Origin of the sequence: Vibrio sp. Isolate25, from assembly GCF_022398025.1 — a bacterium.
GTDB lineage: Bacteria > Pseudomonadota > Gammaproteobacteria > Enterobacterales > Vibrionaceae > Vibrio > Vibrio coralliilyticus_A.
This window is the reverse complement of record NZ_JAKEUT010000001.1, coordinates 949,696-972,909: the sequence shown is the minus strand read 5'-3', so window position 1 is coordinate 972,909 and position 23,214 is coordinate 949,696. Positions and strand designations below refer to the sequence as shown.

The window sequence follows — 23,214 nt, the reverse complement described above, 5'->3', positions numbered from 1 at the left end:
AAACTTATAGGTCCAGTTAATGGCGTTGATTGATATTGGAGATCTGACTCTCTCAGGTGGGGCGAGCACCTTACAACAGCAGTTATTTCATGCGATTCGAGCAAAAATAGTGAAAAGTTTGTGGCCATTGCAGGGTAAGTTGCCTTCGACGCGCAAGCTCGCCAGTGAACTCAATGTAAGTCGTAATACAGTGACGGCTGCTTATGAGCAGCTGTTGGCGGAAGGCTACATAGAAAGTAAGCAAGGTTCGGGGTTCTACGTTGCGGTGGAGCTACCGGACAAATATGTGCCAGCGACCGTGACTCAGGGTACGTCTTCGGTCGAGTCCAACTGCTTTGATATCAATTCGTCATTTGCACCTGGCGTTCCAGATCTTTCACAGTTTCCGCTTGGTAAATGGCAACGACTGTTGCAAAGGCATGTTCTACGCCCAGTGCTACTGGGAAATCAAAATATTCAGGGTAGTGAAGCGCTTAGAGCGGCACTGTCTGATTACTTGTCTTCCAGCCGCTCCGTTCACTGCTCAGCACAAAGAATTATCGTGACTTCTGGCGCGCAGCAGGCTTTGACCATTGCGATGGCAGCGACTCTGGCACAAGGTGAAAAAGTCTTGATGGAGCAGCCCGGGTACGCCCAAATGACCAAGGTGCTTGAATTCAACCAATATCTACTGGAACCTTTGACGGTGTATCAAGAAACAGGCTTTGAGTTGAGTGATGTCCTGAAAAGTACGGCACGAGCGTTATACATCACCCCGAGTAACCAATATCCGATGGGAACGACCATCAACACTGAAAATCGCCTGAAGTTGATTGAATGGGCGGCGAGTAATCAAGGATGGATCATTGAAGATGATTATGACAGTGAGTTTCAGTTTGCGCACCGGCCTTATACCAGTCTACAGGGATTAGCAGGACAAATGGGGCTAGATGAGCATGTGATCTACATTGGCTCACTGAGTAAAGTGATGTTTAACGGCTTAAGGTTAGGTTATATGGTGGTGCCGGATAATTTAATTCAGCGCTGTCTTGAAATCAAAGATGCCATGAGCGGGGATTCTCCTTCTCATACACAAGAGGCTTTGGCTGACTTTATTGCTGAAGGTCATCTCATTCGTCATATTCGGAAAATGCGCCGATTGTATAAACAGAAACATGAAATAGTCAGCCAAGCCATTGTCGACTATTTTCATGGAAGGGTGGAAATCATCAGCCAAGCGGCAGGATTGCATGTCACGCTCAAATGGGACGGCGGAATAGATGAGCAAGAGTGGGTGGCAAGGGCCGAAAAGCAAGGCATCGTACTGCGCCCGTTGAGCTACTACGAGCATACCGCGGCAAGTCACCGCTCTTGGCGATCTGTTGTGCTTGGTTTTGGTAATACGCCCTTGTCAGAGCTAGAACCGAGAATACGAGTGCTTGCCCGATTGTTTGAATCGTGATTGTATTGAATTAAATATCTTCAATTGAGGGAAGCTTATGTGCCGCTGGTTAGCCTATCAAGGAGAGTCCATTTATTTAGACAAATTAGTCTATGAGCCTGAGCACTCCTTGGTGCACCAAAGTCTTGATGCAAGAAAAGCAGTCACGCGCGTGAATGCCGACGGTTTTGGGCTCGGCTGGTATACCGAGCGAGATACTCCAGGGCAGTTCCACGAAGTCTTACCGGCTTGGGGAGATGAAAACCTGCGCTCATTAACTCACCACATTCGTTCCCATCGATTTATGGCTCATGTTCGCTCTTCCACAGGGACTCAGGTTTCTCGTTCTAATTGTCATCCGTTTATCATCGATAATTGGATGTTTTTGCATAATGGCCAGATTGGGGGCTTTGAACAAATAAAATATGAGTTACATAAGAAGTTATCGGAGCCGTTGTTCCTCCAGCGCATGGGCACAACGGATAGCGAGCTTATCTTTCTTTTAATGTTACAAAATGGCCTACGTGAGCAGCCTGTTGAAGCGATTCGTACAACTCTCAAGGATATAGGCCAGCTTGCGACATCGAGAGGAATAGAAGAACCATTGAAAGCATCGATTTGTATTTCGGATGGTGAGCAATTTTGGGTCGTGCGTTATAGCTCAGCGAATGATGCGCCAACCGTCTTCATTCGACAAGATGGCGCAAACATTGCTCTGGCATCAGAGCCGTTGGAAAAAAGCGCTGATTGGAGAAAAGTCTCTGCGCAAAGTATTTTGTCTATAAAGGGTGACGCCGTAACCTATCATGCTATTTAGCCCGACTTTGATTGAGAGAGCGTCGCTTTCTCCATGGGAGAGAAAGAACGGCGAAAATAGTGACGGCATATAGCATTGACCAACCTAAGCAGATGAATACGCCAGTACATATAAACAATGACACGCCAGCCATCCATTTACTGGTACCTGTCAGGAGCTTATAGGCTGAAAGCATGGCCAAAAGGTAAACCAGAACGAAAATGCCATTGGCCAGCTTTAGAAAAAACTCAAGATCTAGGCCTGAAATTTCCCCGACCAAACATGAAAGCACTAGCACCACGCCGACTACCAAAGTTGCGTTGGCCGGAACGCCGCGAATTGAGACTCTGGCTAAGGCGCTTTTAGGTTTGTATTCGCGTGCCTGAGCCCAGACCATTCTTGAGAGACTCTGTGTGTATAGATTGACGCTAGCAAAACAGGCAGCAAATCCAAGGGCGCTGATGAGCAGTTTAAACTGTTCACCAAACAGCATTTCTGATAACCAAGGTATGGAAGCGCTGTCGAATTCGCTGCTGCCATAGGCACCAAACTTTAAAATAACGACGGAGCAGGCCCAGTAAGCGGCTCCAGCGACAAAACAACCGATAATGATCGCAATGGGGAAATCTCTTTGCGGATTTTTAAACTCTTCTCCCATGTGTGCGAAAGCCTCTATCCCGACAAAACACCAAAACATAACGGCTAGTGCAGCCCCAATACTCCAGGTTGATTCGGAGGTGAGTGCCGGCATCGTCAGATCTTGCCCGCCAATATCGCCTTTCCACCAGAAGGCAGCAACCAGGGTGAAAATACTTAGCGCGATAAATGTCTGTAGCCGTCCGGATGATTTCGTTCCTGCCAAATTGACAATTATAAGAAGAAACACAGTTAGCAGTTGAGCGAAAATAGATGAGTCCAGCGCTTTAGGTAGTAACTGCTGTAAGAATCCGGCGGCGAGTGCCACCGCGGCAGGTACACCGACGGGAATTACACTGACAAATAACCAAGCCACGCTTTTTTCAAGGCGCTTATCAAATGCTTGACGTACAAAATACGCGGTTCCACCTGCGTTCGGGTAACGCTTACCTAACTGAGCAAAGGTCAGCGCAATCGGACATATCGCAATAAATAGAATGAGCCACGCCCAAAGAGAAAGTGAACCAGCGATGCCAGCTGCAATCGCGGGGACCATAAAAAGGCCAGTACCCAGCAAGGTCGTTGAGAGTTGCCCAACGCCTGATAATAATGTGATTTCTTGTTTTAGCTGCCCCATGGTTCCTTTCCCGTAATTTTTTTTGATAGCTTACTCAAACATTAAGAGAAACACAGCAAACAATTTGTCGGATTTATATGTCACTTTGGCGGAACTGAGGGAGGTTAATAGGCAGATTGCACTCTTTCGCCCAACTGATTTTTGTGTCACATTACCTGAAATCAACAGGATAAGTTGAGGTATGACAGGAAGTAATATGGATAAGTTCGATAATCAAATTCTCGATATTTTAAGACACCACGCCAGAGCATCGGTCAGTGATATTGCTCGTCAAGTCAATTTGTCACGTTCAGCTGTTACTGCAAGAATTCAAAAACTGGAACAAGAGAAAGTGATTCTTGGTTATCACGCCAATATTGCCCAAGGCGAGCCGGAGTCGATACAGGCCTACATTGCCTTAAAATTCGATATGTCTGCGTCGTCACATTATTGTGAGTCGTACGCTGCGGAGATCTATAAGATCGAGGGAGTGAAGTGGTGTCACGCCATTACAGGGGAGACGGACATGATGTTGTTTGTTGAAGTGCCTAGCATGGCTAGGCTTAATGCAGTTCGCGATGAATTACAAACGATTCCGGAGTTACGTCACCTAATGACCCACACTGTACTCACGGAGTTTTTTAATACCCGTCATGTCTCTTAATCATATCAATCTCAATTTATTGCGCTCGTTGCAGGTACTGCTAGAGGAATGTCATGTCAGTAAGGCTGCAGAACGACTTAACATCACCCAATCTGCAGCGAGTCGCCAGCTCGCCCAATTAAGAGACTTATGTGGTGACCCGTTATTGGTGCGTGACGGTAATGCTTTGGTTCCGACCCCAAGAGCGCTCGCAATGCAGACAAAACTCAATTTGCTTTTGGGCGAGTTTGAACAGCTGCTGCATGACAAACCATTCGATCCTAAAACTTGGAAGCAGGAGTTCGTTTTGTCTTCCAGTGATTATGTTGCTCAGTACATAGTGCCAGATGTTGTTGCGGTAATGGTGGAGCAAGCCCCTAACGTCAACTTGGCTTATCGACTTTGGCAGCCTGATTATCTTCAGCAGTTTGGCGAAACGGGTATCCACTTAGCCTCAACCATGCAGCCAGAGAAACCTGCTAATGTAACCAGTGTGAAGCTTGGGGAAGACAAGTCGGTTTGCCTTATGCATCTCTCTCATCCATTATCGTCTAAACGCACACTGACTGTAGAAGATTTAATCGCTTATCCGCACTTGAAAGTGACCGGAGGGGGAGACAAAGATTCCAGCACTGACATGGTATTGAAAAATTTAGGTTATGAAAGGCGGGTAGCGCTGAAAGTGCCTTTCTTCTTTGCTGCCGTGAATGCGCTAGTTTCTAGTGATTATTTAATGGTAGTGCCTGAACACATTGCGTTGAACTTATCCGCCAATCACGATCTGGAATATCGCCCGCTACCGTTTGACACGGAAGCGCATCAGTATTGGCTTATGTGGCACCCTAAGTATGATCAAGATAAAGCCCATCAGTGGATGCGTGAGAGGGTGCTTCATGCGATCCGCACCTCAAGGTATTCTATTAGTATGATTTGAAGTCATAGCTAATATAATAAACTTTGATTTCAAATCATTATTTCGCTGCGATAACTTAATGGTATGACTCTAGTTTCAGGAAAAAATAATGACACTCACAATCTGGCTATCACTTTTCACGATCTGCATTTTAGGGGCGATGTCACCCGGACCAAGCCTAGCGATGGTGGCCAAGCATAGTTTGGCTGGTGGTCGTAGAAATGGTTTGGCAACGGCATGGGCGCATGCATTTGGTATCGGTATATATGCTTTTATTACCCTGATTGGTCTTGCCGTTGTCCTGCAACAGTCCCCACTGCTATTCAAAGCAATCAGTTATTCGGGGGCGGCGTATTTGGCTTATCTTGGCTACAACGCTCTGCGCTCAAAAGGTGGCGTGGCAGCGAAGTTAGAATCAGGAGAGCACACAACGGCTTGGCAGTCGGCAAAAGAGGGCTTTCTTATCTCAATCTTGAGTCCGAAAATTGCCTTGTTTTTTATCGCGTTGTTCAGCCAATTTGTGGCCGTTGGAGATAGCTTGGCAGCCAAAACTCTGATTGTATTAACCCCTTTCGTTGTCGATGGTCTGTGGTATACCTTGATTACTTTCTTGCTATCGAGCCCACGCCTTTTAGACAAAATTCGCTCCAGAGCACAATTGATTGATCGTTTGTCAGGTGCCGTGTTGATTTTTTTAGCGGTGCGAGTCGTCATGACAGTGTAAGATACTCAATACATATGAGAATAGATAACAAAGGAGCCCTTGGCTCCTTTTGTCATGATTGGAGAAGAAAGGATGATTAGACTTGCTGTTATCGGAACAAACTGGATCACAGACCAATTCATTGAGGCCGCATTAAAAACCGATCTGTATCTTTTAGCTGGCGTGTATTCCCGTTCTATTGAAAAAGCGAAAGCGTTTGCCGAGAAATATGATTCACCAGCTCTGTTCGATGATTTTGACGAATTGGCCACTTCAACAGAGATTGATGTGGTTTACATTGCCAGCCCGAATTCACTGCATGCCCCACAAGCGATAAAGCTACTAGAAGCAGGGAAACATGTGATCTGTGAAAAGCCGCTGGCTGCCAATGAGACGTTAGCGCAACAGATGTATCAGACGGCATTAGCAAATGATGTTGTGCTGTTTGAAGCATTTATGTCACCACATACTCCCAACTTTAAATTATTGAAAGAGCATAGCCGCCACATCGGTAAAATTCGTAAAGCATTGATTACTTACTGTCAGTATTCATCGCGTTATCCTAAGTATCTGGCGGGTGAAAACCCAAATACGTTTAATCCTGCTTTTGCAAACGGCTCAATTATGGATATTGGCTACTATTGTGTAGGTGCTGCGGTAGAGTTATTTGGCGAACCACTCAGTGTGAAAGCTCACGCCCAGCTGCTGGACAGTGGTGTGGATGGCAGTGGAAGTGTGATTTTGGGTTATGATGGCTTTGAAGTCGTGCTTCAGCACTCTAAAACCAGTGACTCCTATTTACCAAGCGAAATTCAAGGCGAAGAGGGCGCGCTTTTGATGGAGATGATTTCTACGGGTAAAAAGCTGACCAAGATTACAAAAGGCAGTGTTGGAGTAGATTTGAGTGTGAAACAAGATCCGAACCCAATGTATTACGAAGCCTTGGTTTTTGCTAAGCAATTTGAAACGCACAAAATGGACGAAGACTGTATGAAGCGCTCGCTGATTGTGGCTAAATTGCTGACAGAAATTCGTAAACAAACGGGCGTAATATTCCCGGCAGACGTATAAGAGAGAAAGATATGCAAGCTGAAGTTAAGTGGGTTGAAGAATTTAAGTTTCTTGGTCACTCTCAATCTGGTCACTCTGTGGTCATGGATGGTAATGGCGGTGCAACTGCACCAAGCCCAATGGAGATGGTTCTGATGGCGGCGGGTGGCTGCAGCTCAGTCGATGTTGTTGACGGGCTAAAAGAAGCGGCGCAAAAGGTAACAAGTTGCACGGCAAAACTGTCGACTGAGCGTCGTGAAACCGCGCCTAGAATTTTCACCAAAGTAAATATTCATTTTGAGGTGTCTGGTGAAAATTTGGATGCCGAGGTTGTTGCAAAAGTAACAGCAGACTCTCTAGAAAAGTATTGTTCCGTGTGCCTGATGCTAGGTGAAGGCGTAGAAATGACCCACAGTTGGGACATAGTATAGCTTACTATAAAACGTGGAAAGCCGGGTTTACAACTCGGCTTTTTTGTCAATTACGGAAATGATCCTCTGTCAGCTTTCCCTTTTTACAATCCTCTATTCGCGCTACTTTATCTTTTTTATTCAAGCCGTTAATGGGAGGGCGTTATGACAGAGTTTGAAAAAATGATCGCTGGCCAGTTGTTTGATGGGTCAGATGGCAGCATCAATCGTATTCGTGAGCAAGCCACTCGCCTCTTGCAAGAATTGAATCACAATACCAGCGATGGGCAGCGTGTAGACATCTGCCGCCAATTGCTTAATCATGTTGGTGAGTCAAGCATGATTCGTTCACCATTTCTCTGTGAATTTGGTCAAACCATATCGATAGGGGATAACACATTCATTAACATGAACGTGACCATGTTGGATGGAGCTGAGATTAAGATAGGCAATCATGTGCTTATCGGCCCTAACACTCAATTCTACACTGCAGGCCATGCTTTGGATTACCGTTGTCGACGAGGTTGGGAAACGACTTGCTTGCCAATCACGGTTGAGGATGATGTTTGGATTGGTGGTAATGTGGTCATCAATCAAGGTGTGACCATAGGTGCACGCAGTGTGATTGCGGCTAACTCAGTGGTGACGCGAGATGTACCGCCTGACAGCCTATATGGTGGCACCCCAGCGACTTTGATAAGACATTTGACAGAGAATGACAGTTAACGCTAGCTTAACCTCTTTTATTGTCAATTTGAGAGAATAGTGTGAGCCAACATAAATTTACTTTGTGCGGTGTACTAGCCATCCTGCTTTGGAGTAGTGTTATGGGGTTAGCTCGTACGGTCACCGAGTTTTTAGGCCCTATTGGCGGTGCAGCATCAATCTATAGCGTTGCTTCTCTGTTTTTAGTTATGGTCATGGGGCTGCCTAAGGTTCGAAGTTATTCAATGACTTATGTGCTGTTCGGGGGTGGGCTATTCGTCGCTTACGAAATCTGTTTGGCTCTGGCATTAGCGATGGCAAACTCTCGTCAGCAAGCTGTAGAAATGTTGGTGATTAACTATTTATGGCCCGCTCTAACCGTCTTGTTGGCTGTAATGTTCAGCCCGAAGAAAACCAATATTCTCGTTTACCCTGCGATAGCGATAGCATTCTTTGGTGTCGCGTGGAGTATTACCGGAGAACAAGGGCTTTCTTTCTCTCAGATTGCTGCGAATGTCGCAACGAACCCGCTGACGTACACTATGGCTTTTGTCGGCGCCTTCCTGTGGGCAATATATTGCAATCTGACTAAGCGAATATCTAAAGGGCAAAACCCGATCACGCTGTTCTTCATCATGACGGCGGTAACTCTATGGATGAAGTATGCCATCAGCAATGAAACAGGTTTGAGCTTAAATCTTGAATCTGGTGGATTGTTACTCATTACGGGGATTGCAATGGGCAGTGGTTATGCGCTTTGGAACTACGCGATCATAGGCGGGAATATGGTGCTTTTAGCCACTTTGTCTTACTTTACTCCCGTTCTTTCAACGATTATCTCTTCCGTGATCCTGGGCCTTGTGCTCACCGATACCTTTTTACAAGGTGTTGCGCTAGTGACAGTCGGTTCATTACTGTGCTGGTGGGTAACAAGAGAGAAAAAGGCTGAGCCAGCGGAGCCTCAAACATGTAATGATTAATCATTACCAGCGTATATCAATGGGTGTACCAGATTTCACTAGAGTGAGCAGCTCATCCATTTCTTCATTAGTGATGGCAATGCATCCATTGGTCCAGTCAAAGCTCTGTACGAAATTTGCAGGGCGCTTTTCCCCATTCCTTAAGCCATGAATCTTAATATTTCCTCCAGGATTAACCCGAAGCTTTGCTGCGTATGCAATATCTTGAGGGTTTGGGTAGCTGATATGAATCGAACGGTAGAACTCTGAATCGTCGATGACAAAGTCTAGGAAGTAACGGCCTTCTGGTGTGCGGTTATCACCCTCTTGAGTTTTATGCCCTCGTGGGTGTTTGCCAAGTGCAATGCGAAATTCTCTAACCACTTCACCATCGTCGATGAGGTACATACGACGTTTGGACTTGTCGACGGTGACTAAGTCGACGGATGCATTGGTGCTACAGACGAAAATTATTGTGCTTAGTATGAGGGTTACTCGAATTGCAATCTCAATCATTGCTTTCAGCTCGCTTAAAAAACAGAAAGGTAGCTGCAAAGCTACCTTTCGAGTTTAGGCGGTTTCATCAGGGAGAAATAGAGAAAATATCACACTCCGCAAAACCCAGATCTTTAAACGCCTCTATCGCCTCATAACGACTTTTTGCATCGACTTCAAATGAAGCCATTTGAGAGCCGTCAAAATAGAGGATCACATAATGAGTACTGGGATCTGGCTTTTCTATTGCCGACATCATTCCTCCAGTTATTCATTGGTACACCAACGTGGACGCGACCAATGCCTCTATGTATTAAAGCTTCGCTAAAGTTTCATTCGGCTTATCTTTTGTCCGAGGCATCTTGTCCACCTTTTTAATCAGTTTAAGCAATTTTGATGCGTTCCAGCTAGTTTCTTGCTGAGAAAAACGTGACTTTTGCATATCATCCAGTTCATTTTGGATGTCAGAGAGAAGAGATTTATCACTGATTTGTGCCTCCTGAAGCCATTTTGAAGCACAGTGCTGCGCTTTAAAATGATCGCCAGCCTTTAGCGCAGCGATCAAACTGTCACTTGATTTTATTGGTGTTTTGGCATCATGGTGATTTGGCGCTTCAATCGGAGTGCGTTTCTTTAGCCACAAAATGGTTGTGGCGATCCAAAGACATGCAAAGAGTCCAGTTAAATAAGGCCAGAACCCTGGGTCGTTGACGGTGATCGTTTCGACTTCTACGGGGGCTGTATATTGAGAGGCTGGAACCGGAATATTCAAGCTCTCACCGGGGCTAACATTCAGTGCTAAACCATCAAGATGAGCGGCTTTCTGCTGTTTATTCTGGCTATCCCACCAATTTAGATTCACTTCTGATAGCTCAACATCACCGGTTTGTTGGGGAATGAGCACCTGTTTCAATGTCATGCGGGTCAAGCCATTGTTCAGTTGCGTGAACTGAGGCTTTTCTGCATAGACACGAATGCCTTGAGGGTAGGTGATCTTGATATTAGGGAAGCGATCGGAAGAAAGCCCCTCAATATCAAGAGTAATTTCTCGTGTAATTGAGTCTCCGACTTTGGTGTCATGAACTGAAGAAGAGGTTATCTTCTCACCGTTGGCTGCTGTCCAAGTTTGAGTTAATTTAAGTTGGGAAGTTGGCAACCAGACGCCGGTGTAGCCTTCGGGCTTATCTTCTACTTTAATCTCAAAAGTTTTAGCTGGGGTGTCAACGGAAATGAGTTTAGTGGTGCCCGTACGATCGTTGCCATAGACAACAGAACCTTTAAACGCAGCGCCAGTCAGTGTGTAGTCACCGGGCTGATTGGCGGTAACGCGATAGCTTTGATCAAGCACTGTTACCTCTACCCCATCAAGTACACTTTGGTACTGATTTGGTTCACCAATCTGAGCTAATGTTAGCCCTTCAACGCGAGGCGGAATAACGTTAGGGCTCTGCAGGCGCCTTGGATCCGCTTTAATGATCAGGCGAGTTCGTAGTGAGGCACTTTCATTTGGGTAAAGCGTTGTTTTATCGAGTGAGCTTTGCAGCTCAACGAGATCAGAGATTTGAGGTTCATCATTATCAGTTGTGACTTGAATAGCAATGGGTTTTGAACTGGCGCCATTGATAGTAAATGCGGGGATCTTGGCAACCCCTAGGGTTTGAGCAGCGAGTGTTAAGTTCCACTCGCTGCGTGTGCTGCGATCACCATTGACGATGTTAATTGAAGAGCCAAAGCTAGGCCTTCCCACATAGAAATCCTTTTCCAGTGCACTGAAATCTATAGCATCGGAAGAGACTTTTTCGTCAACCACAACGCGAAGCTGAAATACTTCATTCTTAACGACTTTATTTTTGCTAACGGTAGCCCAAACATTGGCTGCCAATGCCGCTGGGCTAACAAAAGTAAAAGCCAGCGCCAGTAAGCTAATCAGTTTTATTATTTGTCGGTTCATAGTTACCACTTCTTACCTGTATTCTGCGGTGGTTGTTTTTGCTGAGCTTGCAACATCATCTGAGCTTTGAGTAAACGGCTAGGATCGCGTGCACTCTCAACTTGTTCTAGCTTGCGAAGCGCAGGATCTATCTGTTCTAGGTTTTGCTCCTGTTGTGCTTCACCTTGTGGCTGTTCTGAAATTTGGTTCTCCTGCTGAGGCACTTGCTCTGCTTTTGAAGTGCTTTGCGATGGCTCCTCTTGCTGGTCTTTTTGCTCAGCTTGGGAGTGGGAAGCTTGTTGATTTGGCTGCTTGCTTTCACTCTCATTTTGCTGAGACTGCTGAGACTGCTGAGACTGCTGAGACTGCTGAGACTGCTGAGACTGCTGAGACTGCTGAGACTGCTGAGACTCTGGTTGCTTGTCAGAGGGCTGTTTGTCTGAACCAGAGTTTTGTTCAGATTGAGAGGAGCGCTCTTGCTCTGATGACGAATCCTGTTCAGACTTTTGTTGCTGTTGCTGTTGCTGTTGCTGTTGCTGTTGCTGTTGCTGTTGCTGTTGCTGTTGCTGTTGCTGTTGCTGTTGCTGTTGCTGTTGCTGTCTGACTATCTCCAGATTTTTCTTTGCATCTTCGTTGCCCGGATCTTGTTTGAGCACGTCTTCATAAAGGCTAATGGCTTGATCAAATTCTCGGTTTTGAGCGTAGGCGTTAGCGAGGTTGTATTTTCCGTTTGGCGTCTGCGAACCTTTAAGCGCATTGATGGCGGCAGGGAAGTTGCCCGCTTGATAGTGCGCAATACCTTGCCATTCTCTATTCTCAAACAGCTCAGCGGCGGCTTTATACTGCCCCGCGTCGTAGAGTTGTTTGGCTTGTTGATCACTGTTTAGAAAAGCGGAGGCCAATGCGGGTTCGGGGAAAAGTAGCGGGTAAGTTAAGACTACTAAAGCAAACAAAAAGCCGCGACGGAACATTAAAAGTGCAGGAATAATTAAAAGTGGTAATAACCAAATACCACTGTTGACACGATCACTGATTTGTTGTGATTGATTGAGTTTTCCTGTGTGCTCAATTTGGCTAGTGCGATTGGCAATCGCGTCGATATCGCTGTTATTAAGTTGAATAGGCGTGAAGAAGCCACCAACAGAGTTGGAAAGGCGATTCATATTTCTGAAGTTCGATTTCGCAACGACGGTTTGCCCTGCATCTTTGAGTAGGGTCCCGTCACTGAGCCGGATTGGTGCACCAGATCGAGTTCCGATCCCAAGAATGGATAAACGCCATTGTGTGTTAGCAATAAGATCCTGAATGCCTTGGCTTTCTTCATCATCTAAGTCATCAATGAAAAGAACGATGTCACCGCGGGATAACCCGCTATTTTTCATCATCTCGATGGCCAACTTAACCGCTTTAACTGCATCGGCACCGGGGTAGGGCATCAACTCAGGTGAGAGGTTTGGTATCAGGTTTTGAATAGTCCGCGTATCAGAAGTCATCGGGCTCACGGTATATGCATCGCCAGAGTATGCGAGTAGGGCGGTCGTCCCTTCACTCCATTTCTTGAGCAGATCAGTGGCTTTGTACTTAGCTTGAGTGAGCCGATTCGGTTTGATGTCGGTGGCGTACATTGACATCGACATATCCATGATAAGCACTCGCGCATTGTCATTGCTAAAGCTCGGTCGTTCAGAACTGGTGAAGCTCGGCCCGGAAAGGGCGATAATAGCAATAAAGCCACTCAAGGCGATGATACTGGTTATCGCGGTTCGTGCTGATTGATGCTTAATGCCCATTGCTTTTGCTAAATGAGGTGCGATCAATGTTTGGCTACGAATACGTTTCGAGAGCCAGAAAACCATCCCTAAGAGTGGAATAAGCACCCATAACCACTCTGGGTAGAGGAAGCGAAAATCAGACATGATTCCTCCTAATGATGATAAGGGCAAAGAAGCCTACTAGTGATATTGCCAGCGGAAACCCGAACCACTCTTGCTGTGGTCGCCAAGTTTGAGTCGCTTGACTCACAGGCTCTAGGCTATTTATGGTGTCATAGATGGTCGCCAGTTCTTTACTGTCACGGGCACGGAAGTATTGTCCTCCTGTCAGCTTGGCAATTTCCATCAGTGACTTCTCATCCAGATCCTGTGCCGTATTGACTTTGCGCGTCATGAAAAACTCTTTGACCATCATCTCACCCGCACCAACACCGACTGTGTATATGGTCGCATTGTACTTTTTAGCAATTTTGGCGGCTTCTATCGGGTCAAGTACACCAGCAGTATTGCTGCCGTCACTGAGTAAAATCATGACACGCTGTGGAGCATCACTATCGACAAAGGTCTTCGTCGCCAGTCCTATACCTTCACCTATGGCGGTTTTGGTACCAATCAATCTCAGCACTGTTTGATTGAGTTGCTCGGCAACAGTATTCCTATCAAGCGTTAATGGTGTTTGCAGATAAGCGTGATCGGCAAACAGCACTAGGCCGAGTCGGTCTCCCTGACGTTTGGCAATAAAGTCCGATAAGACCTGTTTTACTGCACTTAAACGGTCGATATAGTCACCGTTAAATTGCATGTCTTCTTTACTCATCGAGTAAGACAAGTCGACAACCAGCATCATGTCTCTGTGCTTCGGTTGTGTCGTGACCGGGTCGCCATACCAAACAGGTCTTGCGACTGCGGTAACCAGACAAACCCAAATCAGACCAGCCAGAATTTTAGCCAATAAATTCCTTGGTGCGCTACCTGCCGCAGAGTCAGGCAGGTAAGGCATATAAACAGGAGATGACTGCTTAACTGGCGGCAGTAAAAAATAAATCAGTATGGGTAGCGGCAGCAGCAAAAATGCCCACCACCATACAAATTCGATGTTAGCCAACTTTGGCTCTCCTTCTTTTTGGCGGAAGTGCTTCGTCTACCCATCGTGAGCAATGTGTCACCAATTCGGCTGCGTTTCCGATAGGCTCTTTCGAATACAAAGCTTCTTGCCAGAGTTCGTAATTGTCTAGAAATACAGGGGATTTAACCTGAGTATCAAGAAAGGCGTACCACTCTTTACCTGTAAGCTGTGCAACTTCTTCTCTTGGGTAGTAGCACAGGGCAGCTTGACGAAGTAATTCAATGGCTTCCGCAGGCTTTTCACCTGCTTGAATGAGTTTCAACGCGGTTTTCTTGGGGGCCAAGCGCTTTTTGTTCCAGCGATAGACGAACCAAATGACCAATGCGCCGAACACCATTGCTCCTGCGGTGGCCCACCAGCCCCATGCTAATGGAAACCACGAAGGTACTTCCGGTAAATGCATAGGGTTGAGTGGGAGTAATGAATCCTTATTATTGGTGCTCATTGAGTACGTCCAGATAATTGTTGTAGTAGTGACTCTTGGGTGGAGAGACGGGTAAAACTCAAGCCGTGTTTAATAGATAAGTCTTTCAGATCTTGCTGTTTTTGTTCAAAAACCGACTTGATCTGATCGCGCGCTTTTCGTGAAGAAAAGTCCATCCACAAAGTTTGACGTTTGTCGGAAACTTGCTCGACGCCACGATAATTGGTGATACCGGCTTCCAAAGGATCGGAAATATGCACCAGCCTAACTCGGTTGTGGGAACGCAACCTAGTGAGTAATGACTGGTTGGACTCTGAAAAGCGCAGGAAGTCACTGATAATAACAACTTCACTGCCTTTGGGACAAAGTCGATTAAGAGCTTGTAACCCGTTCATCATATCAGGTGATGCTGGCGTGGGTGCAGAACGCAGTTTGTCCTGATGAAGCTTCACCATATGCTGAATGAATGCTAACGGTCCTTGATTACGGCTAGTCGGCTTTAACTCGGTCAGCTGATCGCCAGTATCGATAATTGCACCGATGCGATCGCGCTGCGCGACAGATAGCCAAGCAATCAGGCTTGCTATGTGTGCGGCTAAGACCGATTTAAACATCAGCTGAGAACCAAACATCATGCTGGCACTGAAATCCACGTACACTATGATGGGCTTTTCTCGTTCTTCAGTGAAAAGTTTGGTATGAGGTTTGCCGGTTCGAGCGGTTACACGCCAATCGATGCTGCGAACATCATCTCCAGCTTGATATTGGCGGACTTCAGCAAAGTCCATACCACGCCCTAGTTGCTTACTCTGATGCTGTCCCAGCGTTTGAGACCACAAACTCTTAGCAGGAGGTAACCACTTTATCGCTTGTTGCTTATAGTAAAGCAGTTCATCAAGACACAGGTTTACACCGTCTGAGTATGGGGATAATTGTTTATCCATCTGTAACCCTTACGCGCTGCCCACCAGAGACAGAAGACGGTTCACTACCTGATTAGCACAGATGCCTTCGGCTTGCGCCTGATAACTAAGCAGAATGCGGTGTCTGAGAACGGGGAAGGCCATGGCTTGTACATCTTCTGGAGAAACATAATCGCGACCAGACAGCCAAGCGTGTGCTCGAGCACAGCGATCCAAAGCGATTGTGGCACGTGGACTTACTCCCATTTCTATCCAACTACTCAATGTATCATCGTATTGAGCGGGCTGACGCGTTGCCATGACGAGACGAATAATATAATTCTCAACCCCTTCGGCCATATGAATGTTCAACACTTCCTGACGAGCAGAAAAAATATCTTGTTGAGAGAGAACTGGTGGTGTGATTTTTTCTACCCCTTTGGCTTCGCCGCGGTTAAGACGCAAAATTTCCAGTTCACTTTCCGCATTTGGGTAGTCAACATTGAGATGCAGTAGAAAGCGATCTAACTGAGCTTCAGGCAGTGGGTAGGTGCCTTCCTGCTCAATGGGGTTCTGTGTTGCCATGACCAAAAACAAATCGGGCAATGGGTAGGTTTGTCGACCGGCGGTAATTTGCTTTTCTGCCATCGCTTCAAGCATTGCTGCTTGCACTTTAGCAGGAGCACGGTTGATTTCATCGGCCAGAATCAGTGAGTTAAAAATCGGCCCCGGTTGGAAAGTAAATTCGCCTGTTTCTGGACGAAAAATATCGGTGCCAGTTAAGTCTGCAGGCAGTAGGTCAGGAGTGAACTGAATGCGGTGGAAATCGCCTTCAATACAGTCAGCCAATGATTTCACAGCTCGTGTTTTGGCCAACCCCGGAGGGCCTTCAACCAAAATATGTCCGTCGGCCAGTAAGGCAACTAAAAGCTGCTTGACGAGTTCTTGTTGGCCAATAACCTGACCTTCTAAATATTGCTGTAGGTGGTGCAATGACTGAGAGTTCATCAGTGTCTATCTCCTCACTTTTTCACTTAGTGGTTTGAGCTATGAAAAAGTTCATCCATTTTGACTTTATTGTCGTTCGGCTGCTTATTTACTACTCAACGCAGCAGTACAACATAAGTGCTATTATTTCAGTTGTTTACAATATGGGGATTTTCGTTCCTCATGCAAGTGTTCAATATCGAAAAATTGGTTTGCAAATCAGGGTTAAATTGATGACTTATTCAGTAAAGAAATGTAATTTACATCCGATATAAAAAGATGCGTCACAATTTAGCTTGGCTCGCCCCTTTCTGGAGCTAGTAAATCAGTGGTGATGATGAATTTTCATAATGACAAAGCGCTAAAAGGCAACTCGAATGATGAAACTAAACGCGATCAGTATTAAGCAAAAGGTTGTTGCGGGTATTACCTTTGCTGTTCTCGCTTCAACAATTATTGTTGGAGTCATGGCACAGCGTCAGGCACGCGAAGTTCTGGAGCATAGACTGGTAGATATTGAACTGCCTTCCATGCTAGACCAGATCAAGGGACAAATTGACTACGATGTGACTCAGCTACTGCGAGCAGCAGAGCAGATAGCAAATAATGAATTTATTAAAGATGCGATTAGCACGACCAATATTGACCCTCAGGTTGAAGCTAAGCTGGTTAAAGAGCTTAACAACGTTCGTAACCAATACAGTTTGAATGATGCTTCTGTTGCTAACCGTGAAACGGCTTACTATTGGAACCAAAATGGCTTTTTGCGCCAGTTGAACCAACAACAAGATGGCTGGTTCTTTGGCTTTACCCAATCTGGTCAGCCGACCATGGTAAGCATGTTCCAAGAGTCGACGGGTGAAGTAAAAATGTTCGCCAACTTCCAGTTTGTTAATGGGCTAAGTATGTCTGGCCTGTCTAAATCAATGGATGATATGGTTAGGTTGTTGAATGGCTTTCAAATCGAAGACACCGGCTTTGTATTTCTGACCGATGCACAAGGTCAAGTACAAATTCACCGTCAGAAAGACAAAGCACGTTCGACATTATCACAGCTCTATGGTGGGGAAGCCTCTCAACTTCTGAATAAATCGGGTTTTAATTTGATAGAAGCAAACTATGAAGGTGAACAGGTGTTTGTTTCAAGCCTGTATATTCCTTCTATGGATTGGTTTGTTATTGGTGTAGCCCCGGTTGATGAAGTGTTTGCTGACCTTAACCATGTTGCCAAGCAAATGACCTTTACGACGATTGTGGTTGCTGCTCTGTTTATCTTCATGGGTCTATTCTTAGCTAATAGCATCACACGTCCTATTAAGTCGATTGCTGCTCGCTTTACCGACCTTGGCCGAGGCGATGGCGACCTTTCACAACGTATTGAAGTTCAGAGTAGTGATGAGATTGGCCAGCTTTCTGAAGGTTTTAACGGCTTTATTGAGAAAATACACGAGTCAATGAAAGAAGTAGCGTCAACCAGTGGTGCGTTGCAAACGGCCGCTGACAGTGTGTCTCACAAAGCTAACACGACTCATGACAATAGTCAGATTCAGCGTGACCAAACCATTCAAGTGGTGACCGCGATTAACGAGATGGGCGCGACGATCAGCGAAATTGCTTCGAATGCGGCCACCGCAGCGGAAACCGCGAACCAAGCTTCAGACAACACTCAGGTCGGCCAGAGCGTCGTCAACAAAGCTAAGGACGCGATCAGTCGTTTGGCGATGGACATAGAAAACACAGGTCAAGTGGTTGAGCAACTGGCATCTACAACGCAAGAAATTGGCTCTATTCTGGATGTTATACGTGATATCTCCGAGCAAACCAACTTACTTGCATTGAACGCAGCAATTGAGGCTGCACGTGCGGGTGAACAGGGACGTGGCTTCGCTGTGGTCGCAGATGAAGTAAGAAACTTGGCCAGTCGAACGGCTGATTCGACGGAAGAGATCCAGAAAATGATCAACCAGCTTCAAAGTGATGCAAAAGATGCTGTAACGGCGATGGAAGCTGGTAAGTCTGTAACGCATGAAGGTGTGTCATCGTCAGATGAAGCGGTAGAAGTGTTGGTGAACATCTCCGAACGCATCCACGACATTTCTGACCGTAACACTCAGGTGGCAACGGCGACGGAAGAGCAGTCAACGGTTGTGCATACTATTAACCAAAATATCGAAGAAATTAACGCCATTAATGAAGTGACAACCAGTACTGCCGAGGAACTGGCGGCCGCCAGCTCTGATCTAAAAGAGCTGTCGGAACGTCTAGATCGTATGGTAGGTAGCTTTAAGCTATAAAACTGTCCGTAAGCTAGAATAACTGGGGCTAAGTAGGTAAACTTAGCCCCAGTTTTTATATTGATTAGGTAAGTAAATAGCATGAGTGATTTTGAAAAAGAGCTAGAGCAAATGTCTCAGGAAATGAGTGATGAGCCTGAAGTAGCGCTTCCATCACTTGAAGAGCAAAAAGCTATCGCAGCAGAGCTAAAAAAACTCGAAGAAGCTGGTGAGCTAACACCTGAGATCCTAGAGCAGTACTTCGGTAAGTTTTATTCTAAAACCGATAAGCCAGTGCATTAGTATTAGAATTCGCTCTAACAAAAGCCGCTTTAAGCGGCTTTTGTTTTTATCTACAACCGATAATCATTTATTTTTCGGTCGCCTATTTTCATCCCCAAACTCTAATTGCTGACGATTCTCAGAGACTAACTCGCTCAAGAATTCAGTGACTACTCTTATTCGTCTTGAGTGCGCTAAATCTGAGTGTATAGCCAACCAGATAGGCTGATTGCAGTCTACTTCGTGTTGAATGCAGACGAGTCCTTGCTGCTGGGCAATGAAATGCGGGAGTACTGCGAGCCCAAGGCCTGCATGAGCGGCACTGAACTGTGCGGATAAATTGGTTGTGGAGATCTTGCAATTTCTTCCTCTGAGTGTTTTCTGTATCCACTGAGCTGCGGGGAGGTGGTGCTGAGTTTCTGCCCAGCCGATGAAGTCATCGTTGTCATAGGGATGGGTCTGCGCTGAATCTGTTCTGCGATTGATATAACTCTCAGAGCCGTAAAGGCCAAAGCCCAGCTTCCCTAAACGTCGGATAGTCACATTTCCTCTATCTGGTCTCACCATACGTATGGCTAGATCTGCATCCCTTCGGTGCAAATTAACGGTTGAAATACTGGTCACAACTTCTACGCTGAGCTCGGCATGCTTGCGTAGTAGATTTGGTAGGGCCGGAATGATCAAGTGGTCGGCAAGCCCTTGGGCTGTGGCTATACGAACGTGTCCTGAAACCCCATCATCATGGCCTTGCGCGGCAGAGCCAAACGCATATCCGGCTTGTTCTAGAGCTTCTGCTTGAGGAATAAGCGATAACCCTTCGTCAGTGAGTTTATAACCCAGTTGATCTCTTACAAACAGCCTTAAATTGAGTGCACTTTCTAAGCGCTCAATACGACGAGTTGCCGTTGCTATGCCGACACCTAATGCCTTGGAGGCACCACTTAATGTCCCTGCTCTAGCTATGGCTAAGAAGACTCGTGCATCATCCCAGTGGATTTTGTTGAATTCCCCTTTTCCGATATCGGAAGATGGATTGCGGTTTTTTGGCATATAACTTTCCCTTTTGGGAAATCATACTGTGAACAATACAACAAACCAAGGAAATTAGATGATGGAAAAACGTATCTTGGGAAATGGCTTAGAAGTATCAGCGATCGGGCTAGGGTGCATGGGAATGAGCGAATTTTATGGGCCAAGAAATGATCAAGAATCATTGCAAGTACTTAATAAGGCAATCGATCTCGGGTGTACATTCTTGGACACAGCGGATACTTATGGGGACCATCACAACGAGGAATTGATTGGCCGATTCTTACGGACTAAAGACAAAAATATCAAAGTTGCCACCAAGTGCGGCATCGTAAGGGAGCCAGGAGAATACAAACGACGTATTGATAATAGCCCCGAGTATATTCGCCAAGCGTGTGAAGGGTCACTGCGTCGACTCGGTGTCGAGTGTATTGATCTCTATTACATTCACCGCTTGGATCCCAAGGCTTCTATTGAAACGACAATGGAGACGCTAAGTGAGTTGGTTTCAGCAGGAAAAATTGCACATATTGGGCTTTCCGAGGTAAGTGCAAATACCCTGAGAAGAGCTAATGCAATTCATCCAGTTACGGCAGTTCAGACGGAATATTCACTTTGGACTCGAGATGTTGAAGCTGAGGTACTACCTACTTGTCGTGAACTCGGTATTGGATTTGTACCATATTCGCCGTTAGGGCGTGGTTTTCTGACTGGACGTATCCAGTCAGAAAGGGATTTCTCCCACAACGATGCTCGTAAAGCGCTGCCACGCTTCACGTCTGAAAACTTAAAGGCTAATCAACCTTTATCCGATGCGGTGAAGTACTTAGCGATGGAGAAGGCGTGTTCGCCCGCACAGATCGCCTTAGCTTGGTTACTCGCGCAAGGGGACGATATTGTGCCTATTCCAGGGACTAAGCAACTGAAATACTTGGAAGATAATCTTGGTTCGGTGAACGTGAGGCTAACACCTCAGGACGAGGCTATCCTGGAAAAAGCCATTGATGGTTTTAAGCCAGTTGGTGAGCGTTACACCCCTGAAGGCATGAAGGGTGTGAACGCATGAGGGGACTTTTATCAGTGTACCGGCCTTGTTTAGCCTTCAGGCGCTCTAATTGCTTATCTGTTAGCTAGTCTAAAGTTCGGTTTTTCGATAAACAAAGAGGCACAGCATTGATCGTGCCTCTTTTCAAAACTGAAACTCCATCCCAGTTGCTGACATAAACGCCTCACCAGTATGAGACCTAGCCCAAAACCTGAGTGCTCCGCATAATATTCATGATCTTCCTGCCGTTCTCGGTTAATGATCTGAACGGCTCCCTGACGCTGATCAATAGTAATCATACCCTCATGTGTGTGTTGCACGGCATTACGCAATAGGTTAGCGATTATCATTTGCACAGCCGCGTAGGGTAGGTTGACCTCATAACTGTCAGTACGGATTTGCACTTCAATGCTTTTTCCTTGTGTCAGATAGCTCAGGTTCTCCATTTCTGAATGCAGTAGCGATGATAGATCCACGGGTTGAGTGGATAGCTGAGAATCTTCGGCTTTATTTAGCCATAACAACGTATTGCAGAGTTCAGCCATGCAATGGCTGGCATCCTTAATTCTCTGCATTGCGCGATGACTCTTGACCTCCCATTGCTGTTCGACTTTTTCCATTAGTTCCACACTACTACGAATAACGGCAATCGGTGTACGTAGTTCATGGCTGGCATACTGAACAAACTCCTGTTCTCGTTCAAATGAGGCATTCGTTTTACGTACGCTATCGAGGATAATTTGAGCGAGTGTATTCAGCTCTTTGTATCGGAACCCTGGCGGTGCGGCACTTAAATTTTGGGCATCCAGCTCTCTGGCCCAGCCATACAGTTCTTTAATTGGTTTAGTGACTGAGTTCATAAACATTAGCAATATCATGAAAAAGAAACTCAATGCGCAAAGTCCAAGAAAAACTGCTTGAACTTCAGGTGATGTGAACCAGTGTGGGGCGGGGATGTTTGGAGGCTCTTTGAAACGATGAGCAGCATAATGGATTTCTCCATTGGGCCTTGCTAGGGAGAGCAAAAACACGGACTCGGTCGGCCTAGAGAACAGGCTGTCTCGATCTGACTTTTGATAGAGTCGATCTGGGATGAGTTGTTCACGAGTGAAATGACGGCGAATCTCGATAGGTAGGTCATGCCAATTTCTGGCTTTTAAGAATCGATGATTTGCCTCAAGATGGTCTGATTCGCTCCTATGGGCTACTTCGAGTAGAGCGCCCTTAATCATGTTGTCTTGACTGCTAAAAAAATGAAGCATCCAGAGAGCGGACATCAGTGTTACCAATATAACAGCGGAGGTGAGAAGCACGATCAGAGTATAACGTTTTAAGCTTGGTATCTCGCTGATCATGGGGTCTCCAACTCTGTAATTTGTAACTTGAAGCCTTGTCGATTGATAGAAATGATGGAGGCCGAACTGTTATGACAAGCTAATGCCTTACGCAGGTGATGTATGTGGACTTTAAGGGAGTCACTGTTGGGCAATCGGTCATCCCAGATCGCCAAATTAAGAGATTGACGAGTGACTGAGTGCGGGTAAGCACGCATTAATTGCTCTAAGATAGTCAAGCTTGTCGGCGGGAGCTTGAGCGGTTGATTATCAACATACGCTTGTTTTTCTTGCGAGTTAAACATTATGTTTCCCGCCTTGAACTGAGTGAGTTGACCGCTTTTTCTATTCACCAGTGCTTTCGTTCTTGCCACTAATTCTGCCATTGCAAAGGGCTTTACGAGATAGTCATCAGTGCCAACCTTAAATCCTGTCAGCTTGTCTTCAAGTTGACTTCGGGCAGTTAACATAATAATTGGAACCCCGATTCCTTGAGAGCGAAGCTGTTCGCAAACGCTAAAGCCATCAAGTCGTGGGAGATTTATATCCAGAATAATAACCTGATAATCATTATTTTCTATCAGGTTGAGGGCTGTAATACCATTACTGGCGAAATCACATGTAATGTTTTCCAGTTCAAGAAAATCTATGATATTGCCTGCTAGCCGAGTATCGTCTTCAACCAATATTGTGTGGATCATGGGCACCTTAGTGAAATCCAATAGAAGTAAAGCCAAGCCAGTGATGGCTTGGCAACAATGTTC

General features: G+C 45.9%; 24 protein-coding genes. 12 read left to right on the top strand and 12 right to left on the bottom strand.

All coding sequences use genetic code 11. From position 1 onward, the window contains the following. The first annotated feature begins 19 nt into the window (after positions 1-19). Complete coding sequence (locus L1D15_RS04260; protein WP_239874776.1) at positions 20-1,441, top strand: PLP-dependent aminotransferase family protein; 1,422 nt, start codon at positions 20-22, stop codon at positions 1,439-1,441. A gap of 37 nt (positions 1,442-1,478) precedes the next feature. Next, positions 1,479-2,237 carry a class II glutamine amidotransferase gene (locus tag L1D15_RS04255; protein WP_239864321.1) on the top strand — a complete coding sequence of 253 codons (759 nt, stop codon included), beginning with the start codon at positions 1,479-1,481 and terminating at the stop codon, positions 2,235-2,237. Here the strand turns inward: L1D15_RS04255 and yjeH are convergent. Then, a complete protein-coding gene (gene yjeH, locus L1D15_RS04250; protein ID WP_239874775.1) occupies positions 2,230-3,489 on the bottom strand; it encodes an L-methionine/branched-chain amino acid transporter in 1,260 nt (419 codons plus the stop codon). The two genes, L1D15_RS04255 and yjeH, sit on opposite strands and share 8 nt — an antisense overlap. A 196-nt stretch (positions 3,490-3,685) precedes the next feature. Here yjeH and L1D15_RS04245 point away from each other — a divergent pair, with 196 nt between their 5' ends. The 7 genes from L1D15_RS04245 to yddG all read left to right on the top strand — a co-directional run bounded on the left by L1D15_RS04245 (position 3,686) and on the right by yddG (position 8,872). Continuing rightward, positions 3,686-4,132, top strand: coding sequence for an Lrp/AsnC family transcriptional regulator (locus L1D15_RS04245; protein WP_239874774.1), 447 nt, complete (start codon positions 3,686-3,688; stop codon positions 4,130-4,132). Beyond that, complete coding sequence (locus L1D15_RS04240; protein ID WP_239874773.1) at positions 4,122-5,045, top strand: LysR family transcriptional regulator; 924 nt, start codon at positions 4,122-4,124, stop codon at positions 5,043-5,045. Before L1D15_RS04245 ends, L1D15_RS04240 begins: the two co-directional genes overlap by 11 nt. A gap of 88 nt (positions 5,046-5,133) precedes the next feature. After that, positions 5,134-5,748, top strand: a complete 615-nt coding sequence (locus L1D15_RS04235) for a LysE family translocator (protein ID WP_239874772.1) — start codon at positions 5,134-5,136, stop codon at positions 5,746-5,748. A 72-nt stretch (positions 5,749-5,820) separates the two neighbouring features. Continuing rightward, positions 5,821-6,798: a Gfo/Idh/MocA family oxidoreductase gene (locus L1D15_RS04230; protein ID WP_239874771.1), complete on the top strand. Its 978-nt coding sequence runs from the start codon at positions 5,821-5,823 to the stop codon at positions 6,796-6,798. 11 nt (positions 6,799-6,809) lie between these two features. Further along, positions 6,810-7,208, top strand: a complete 399-nt coding sequence (locus L1D15_RS04225) for an OsmC family protein (RefSeq protein WP_239874770.1) — start codon at positions 6,810-6,812, stop codon at positions 7,206-7,208. A 144-nt stretch (positions 7,209-7,352) separates the two neighbouring features. Further along, positions 7,353-7,913 (top strand): sugar O-acetyltransferase, encoded by a 561-nt coding sequence (locus L1D15_RS04220; RefSeq protein WP_239864308.1) that lies wholly within the window; start codon positions 7,353-7,355, stop codon positions 7,911-7,913. Between the two features lie 41 nt (positions 7,914-7,954). Next, a complete protein-coding gene (gene yddG / locus L1D15_RS04215; protein WP_255906806.1) occupies positions 7,955-8,872 on the top strand; it encodes an aromatic amino acid DMT transporter YddG in 918 nt (305 codons plus the stop codon). Positions 8,873-8,875: 3 nt separating this feature from the next. Here yddG and L1D15_RS04210 read toward each other — a convergent pair whose 3' ends face one another. From L1D15_RS04210 to L1D15_RS04175, 8 genes are all read right to left on the bottom strand, one after another. Next, positions 8,876-9,367: a L,D-transpeptidase family protein gene (locus L1D15_RS04210; protein ID WP_239874769.1), complete on the bottom strand. Its 492-nt coding sequence runs from the start codon at positions 9,365-9,367 to the stop codon at positions 8,876-8,878. Between the two features lie 67 nt (positions 9,368-9,434). After that, a complete protein-coding gene (locus L1D15_RS04205; RefSeq protein ID WP_239836166.1) occupies positions 9,435-9,602 on the bottom strand; it encodes a hypothetical protein in 168 nt (55 codons plus the stop codon). A 57-nt stretch (positions 9,603-9,659) separates the two neighbouring features. Next, the gene (locus tag L1D15_RS04200) at positions 9,660-11,297 is read right to left on the bottom strand and encodes a BatD family protein (RefSeq protein ID WP_239874768.1); all 1,638 of its coding nucleotides are present in this window, start codon (positions 11,295-11,297) and stop codon (positions 9,660-9,662) included. Positions 11,298-11,299: 2 nt separating this feature from the next. Further along, complete coding sequence (locus L1D15_RS04195; protein ID WP_239874767.1) at positions 11,300-13,192, bottom strand: VWA domain-containing protein; 1,893 nt, start codon at positions 13,190-13,192, stop codon at positions 11,300-11,302. After that, on the bottom strand, positions 13,185-14,153 hold the full coding sequence (locus L1D15_RS04190) for a VWA domain-containing protein (RefSeq protein ID WP_239836169.1): 969 nt from the start codon (positions 14,151-14,153) through the stop codon (positions 13,185-13,187). Before L1D15_RS04190 ends, L1D15_RS04195 begins: the two co-directional genes overlap by 8 nt. Further along, a complete protein-coding gene (locus tag L1D15_RS04185) occupies positions 14,146-14,619 on the bottom strand; it encodes a DUF4381 domain-containing protein (protein ID WP_239836170.1) in 474 nt (157 codons plus the stop codon). Before L1D15_RS04185 ends, L1D15_RS04190 begins: the two co-directional genes overlap by 8 nt. Continuing rightward, complete coding sequence (locus L1D15_RS04180) at positions 14,616-15,542, bottom strand: DUF58 domain-containing protein (RefSeq protein WP_239836171.1); 927 nt, start codon at positions 15,540-15,542, stop codon at positions 14,616-14,618. The genes L1D15_RS04185 and L1D15_RS04180 overlap by 4 nt, the downstream gene beginning before the upstream one ends. A 9-nt stretch (positions 15,543-15,551) precedes the next feature. After that, a complete protein-coding gene (locus tag L1D15_RS04175; RefSeq protein ID WP_239874766.1) occupies positions 15,552-16,508 on the bottom strand; it encodes a MoxR family ATPase in 957 nt (318 codons plus the stop codon). 356 nt (positions 16,509-16,864) lie between these two features. On the opposite strand from L1D15_RS04175, the gene L1D15_RS04170 reads away from it, so the two are divergent. Both L1D15_RS04170 and L1D15_RS04165 read left to right on the top strand, forming a co-directional pair. Next, positions 16,865-18,781 carry a methyl-accepting chemotaxis protein gene (locus L1D15_RS04170; RefSeq protein ID WP_239836173.1) on the top strand — a complete coding sequence of 639 codons (1,917 nt, stop codon included), beginning with the start codon at positions 16,865-16,867 and terminating at the stop codon, positions 18,779-18,781. Between the two features lie 81 nt (positions 18,782-18,862). Next, positions 18,863-19,063, top strand: a complete 201-nt coding sequence (locus L1D15_RS04165) for a chromosome segregation ATPase (protein ID WP_006960686.1) — start codon at positions 18,863-18,865, stop codon at positions 19,061-19,063. Between the two features lie 63 nt (positions 19,064-19,126). On the opposite strand, the gene L1D15_RS04160 is transcribed toward L1D15_RS04165, so the two are convergent. Then, positions 19,127-20,092 (bottom strand): LysR family transcriptional regulator, encoded by a 966-nt coding sequence (locus L1D15_RS04160; protein ID WP_239874765.1) that lies wholly within the window; start codon positions 20,090-20,092, stop codon positions 19,127-19,129. 58 nt (positions 20,093-20,150) lie between these two features. Here L1D15_RS04160 and L1D15_RS04155 point away from each other — a divergent pair, with 58 nt between their 5' ends. Further along, positions 20,151-21,137, top strand: coding sequence for an aldo/keto reductase (locus L1D15_RS04155; RefSeq protein ID WP_239874764.1), 987 nt, complete (start codon positions 20,151-20,153; stop codon positions 21,135-21,137). Positions 21,138-21,190: 53 nt separating this feature from the next. Here L1D15_RS04155 and L1D15_RS04150 read toward each other — a convergent pair whose 3' ends face one another. Together L1D15_RS04150 and L1D15_RS04145 are read right to left on the bottom strand one after the other, a co-directional pair. After that, the gene (locus L1D15_RS04150) at positions 21,191-22,471 is read right to left on the bottom strand and encodes a HAMP domain-containing sensor histidine kinase (RefSeq protein ID WP_239874763.1); all 1,281 of its coding nucleotides are present in this window, start codon (positions 22,469-22,471) and stop codon (positions 21,191-21,193) included. Beyond that, positions 22,468-23,151: a response regulator transcription factor gene (locus L1D15_RS04145; protein WP_239836177.1), complete on the bottom strand. Its 684-nt coding sequence runs from the start codon at positions 23,149-23,151 to the stop codon at positions 22,468-22,470. Before L1D15_RS04145 ends, L1D15_RS04150 begins: the two co-directional genes overlap by 4 nt. Positions 23,152-23,214: the final 63 nt, after the last annotated feature.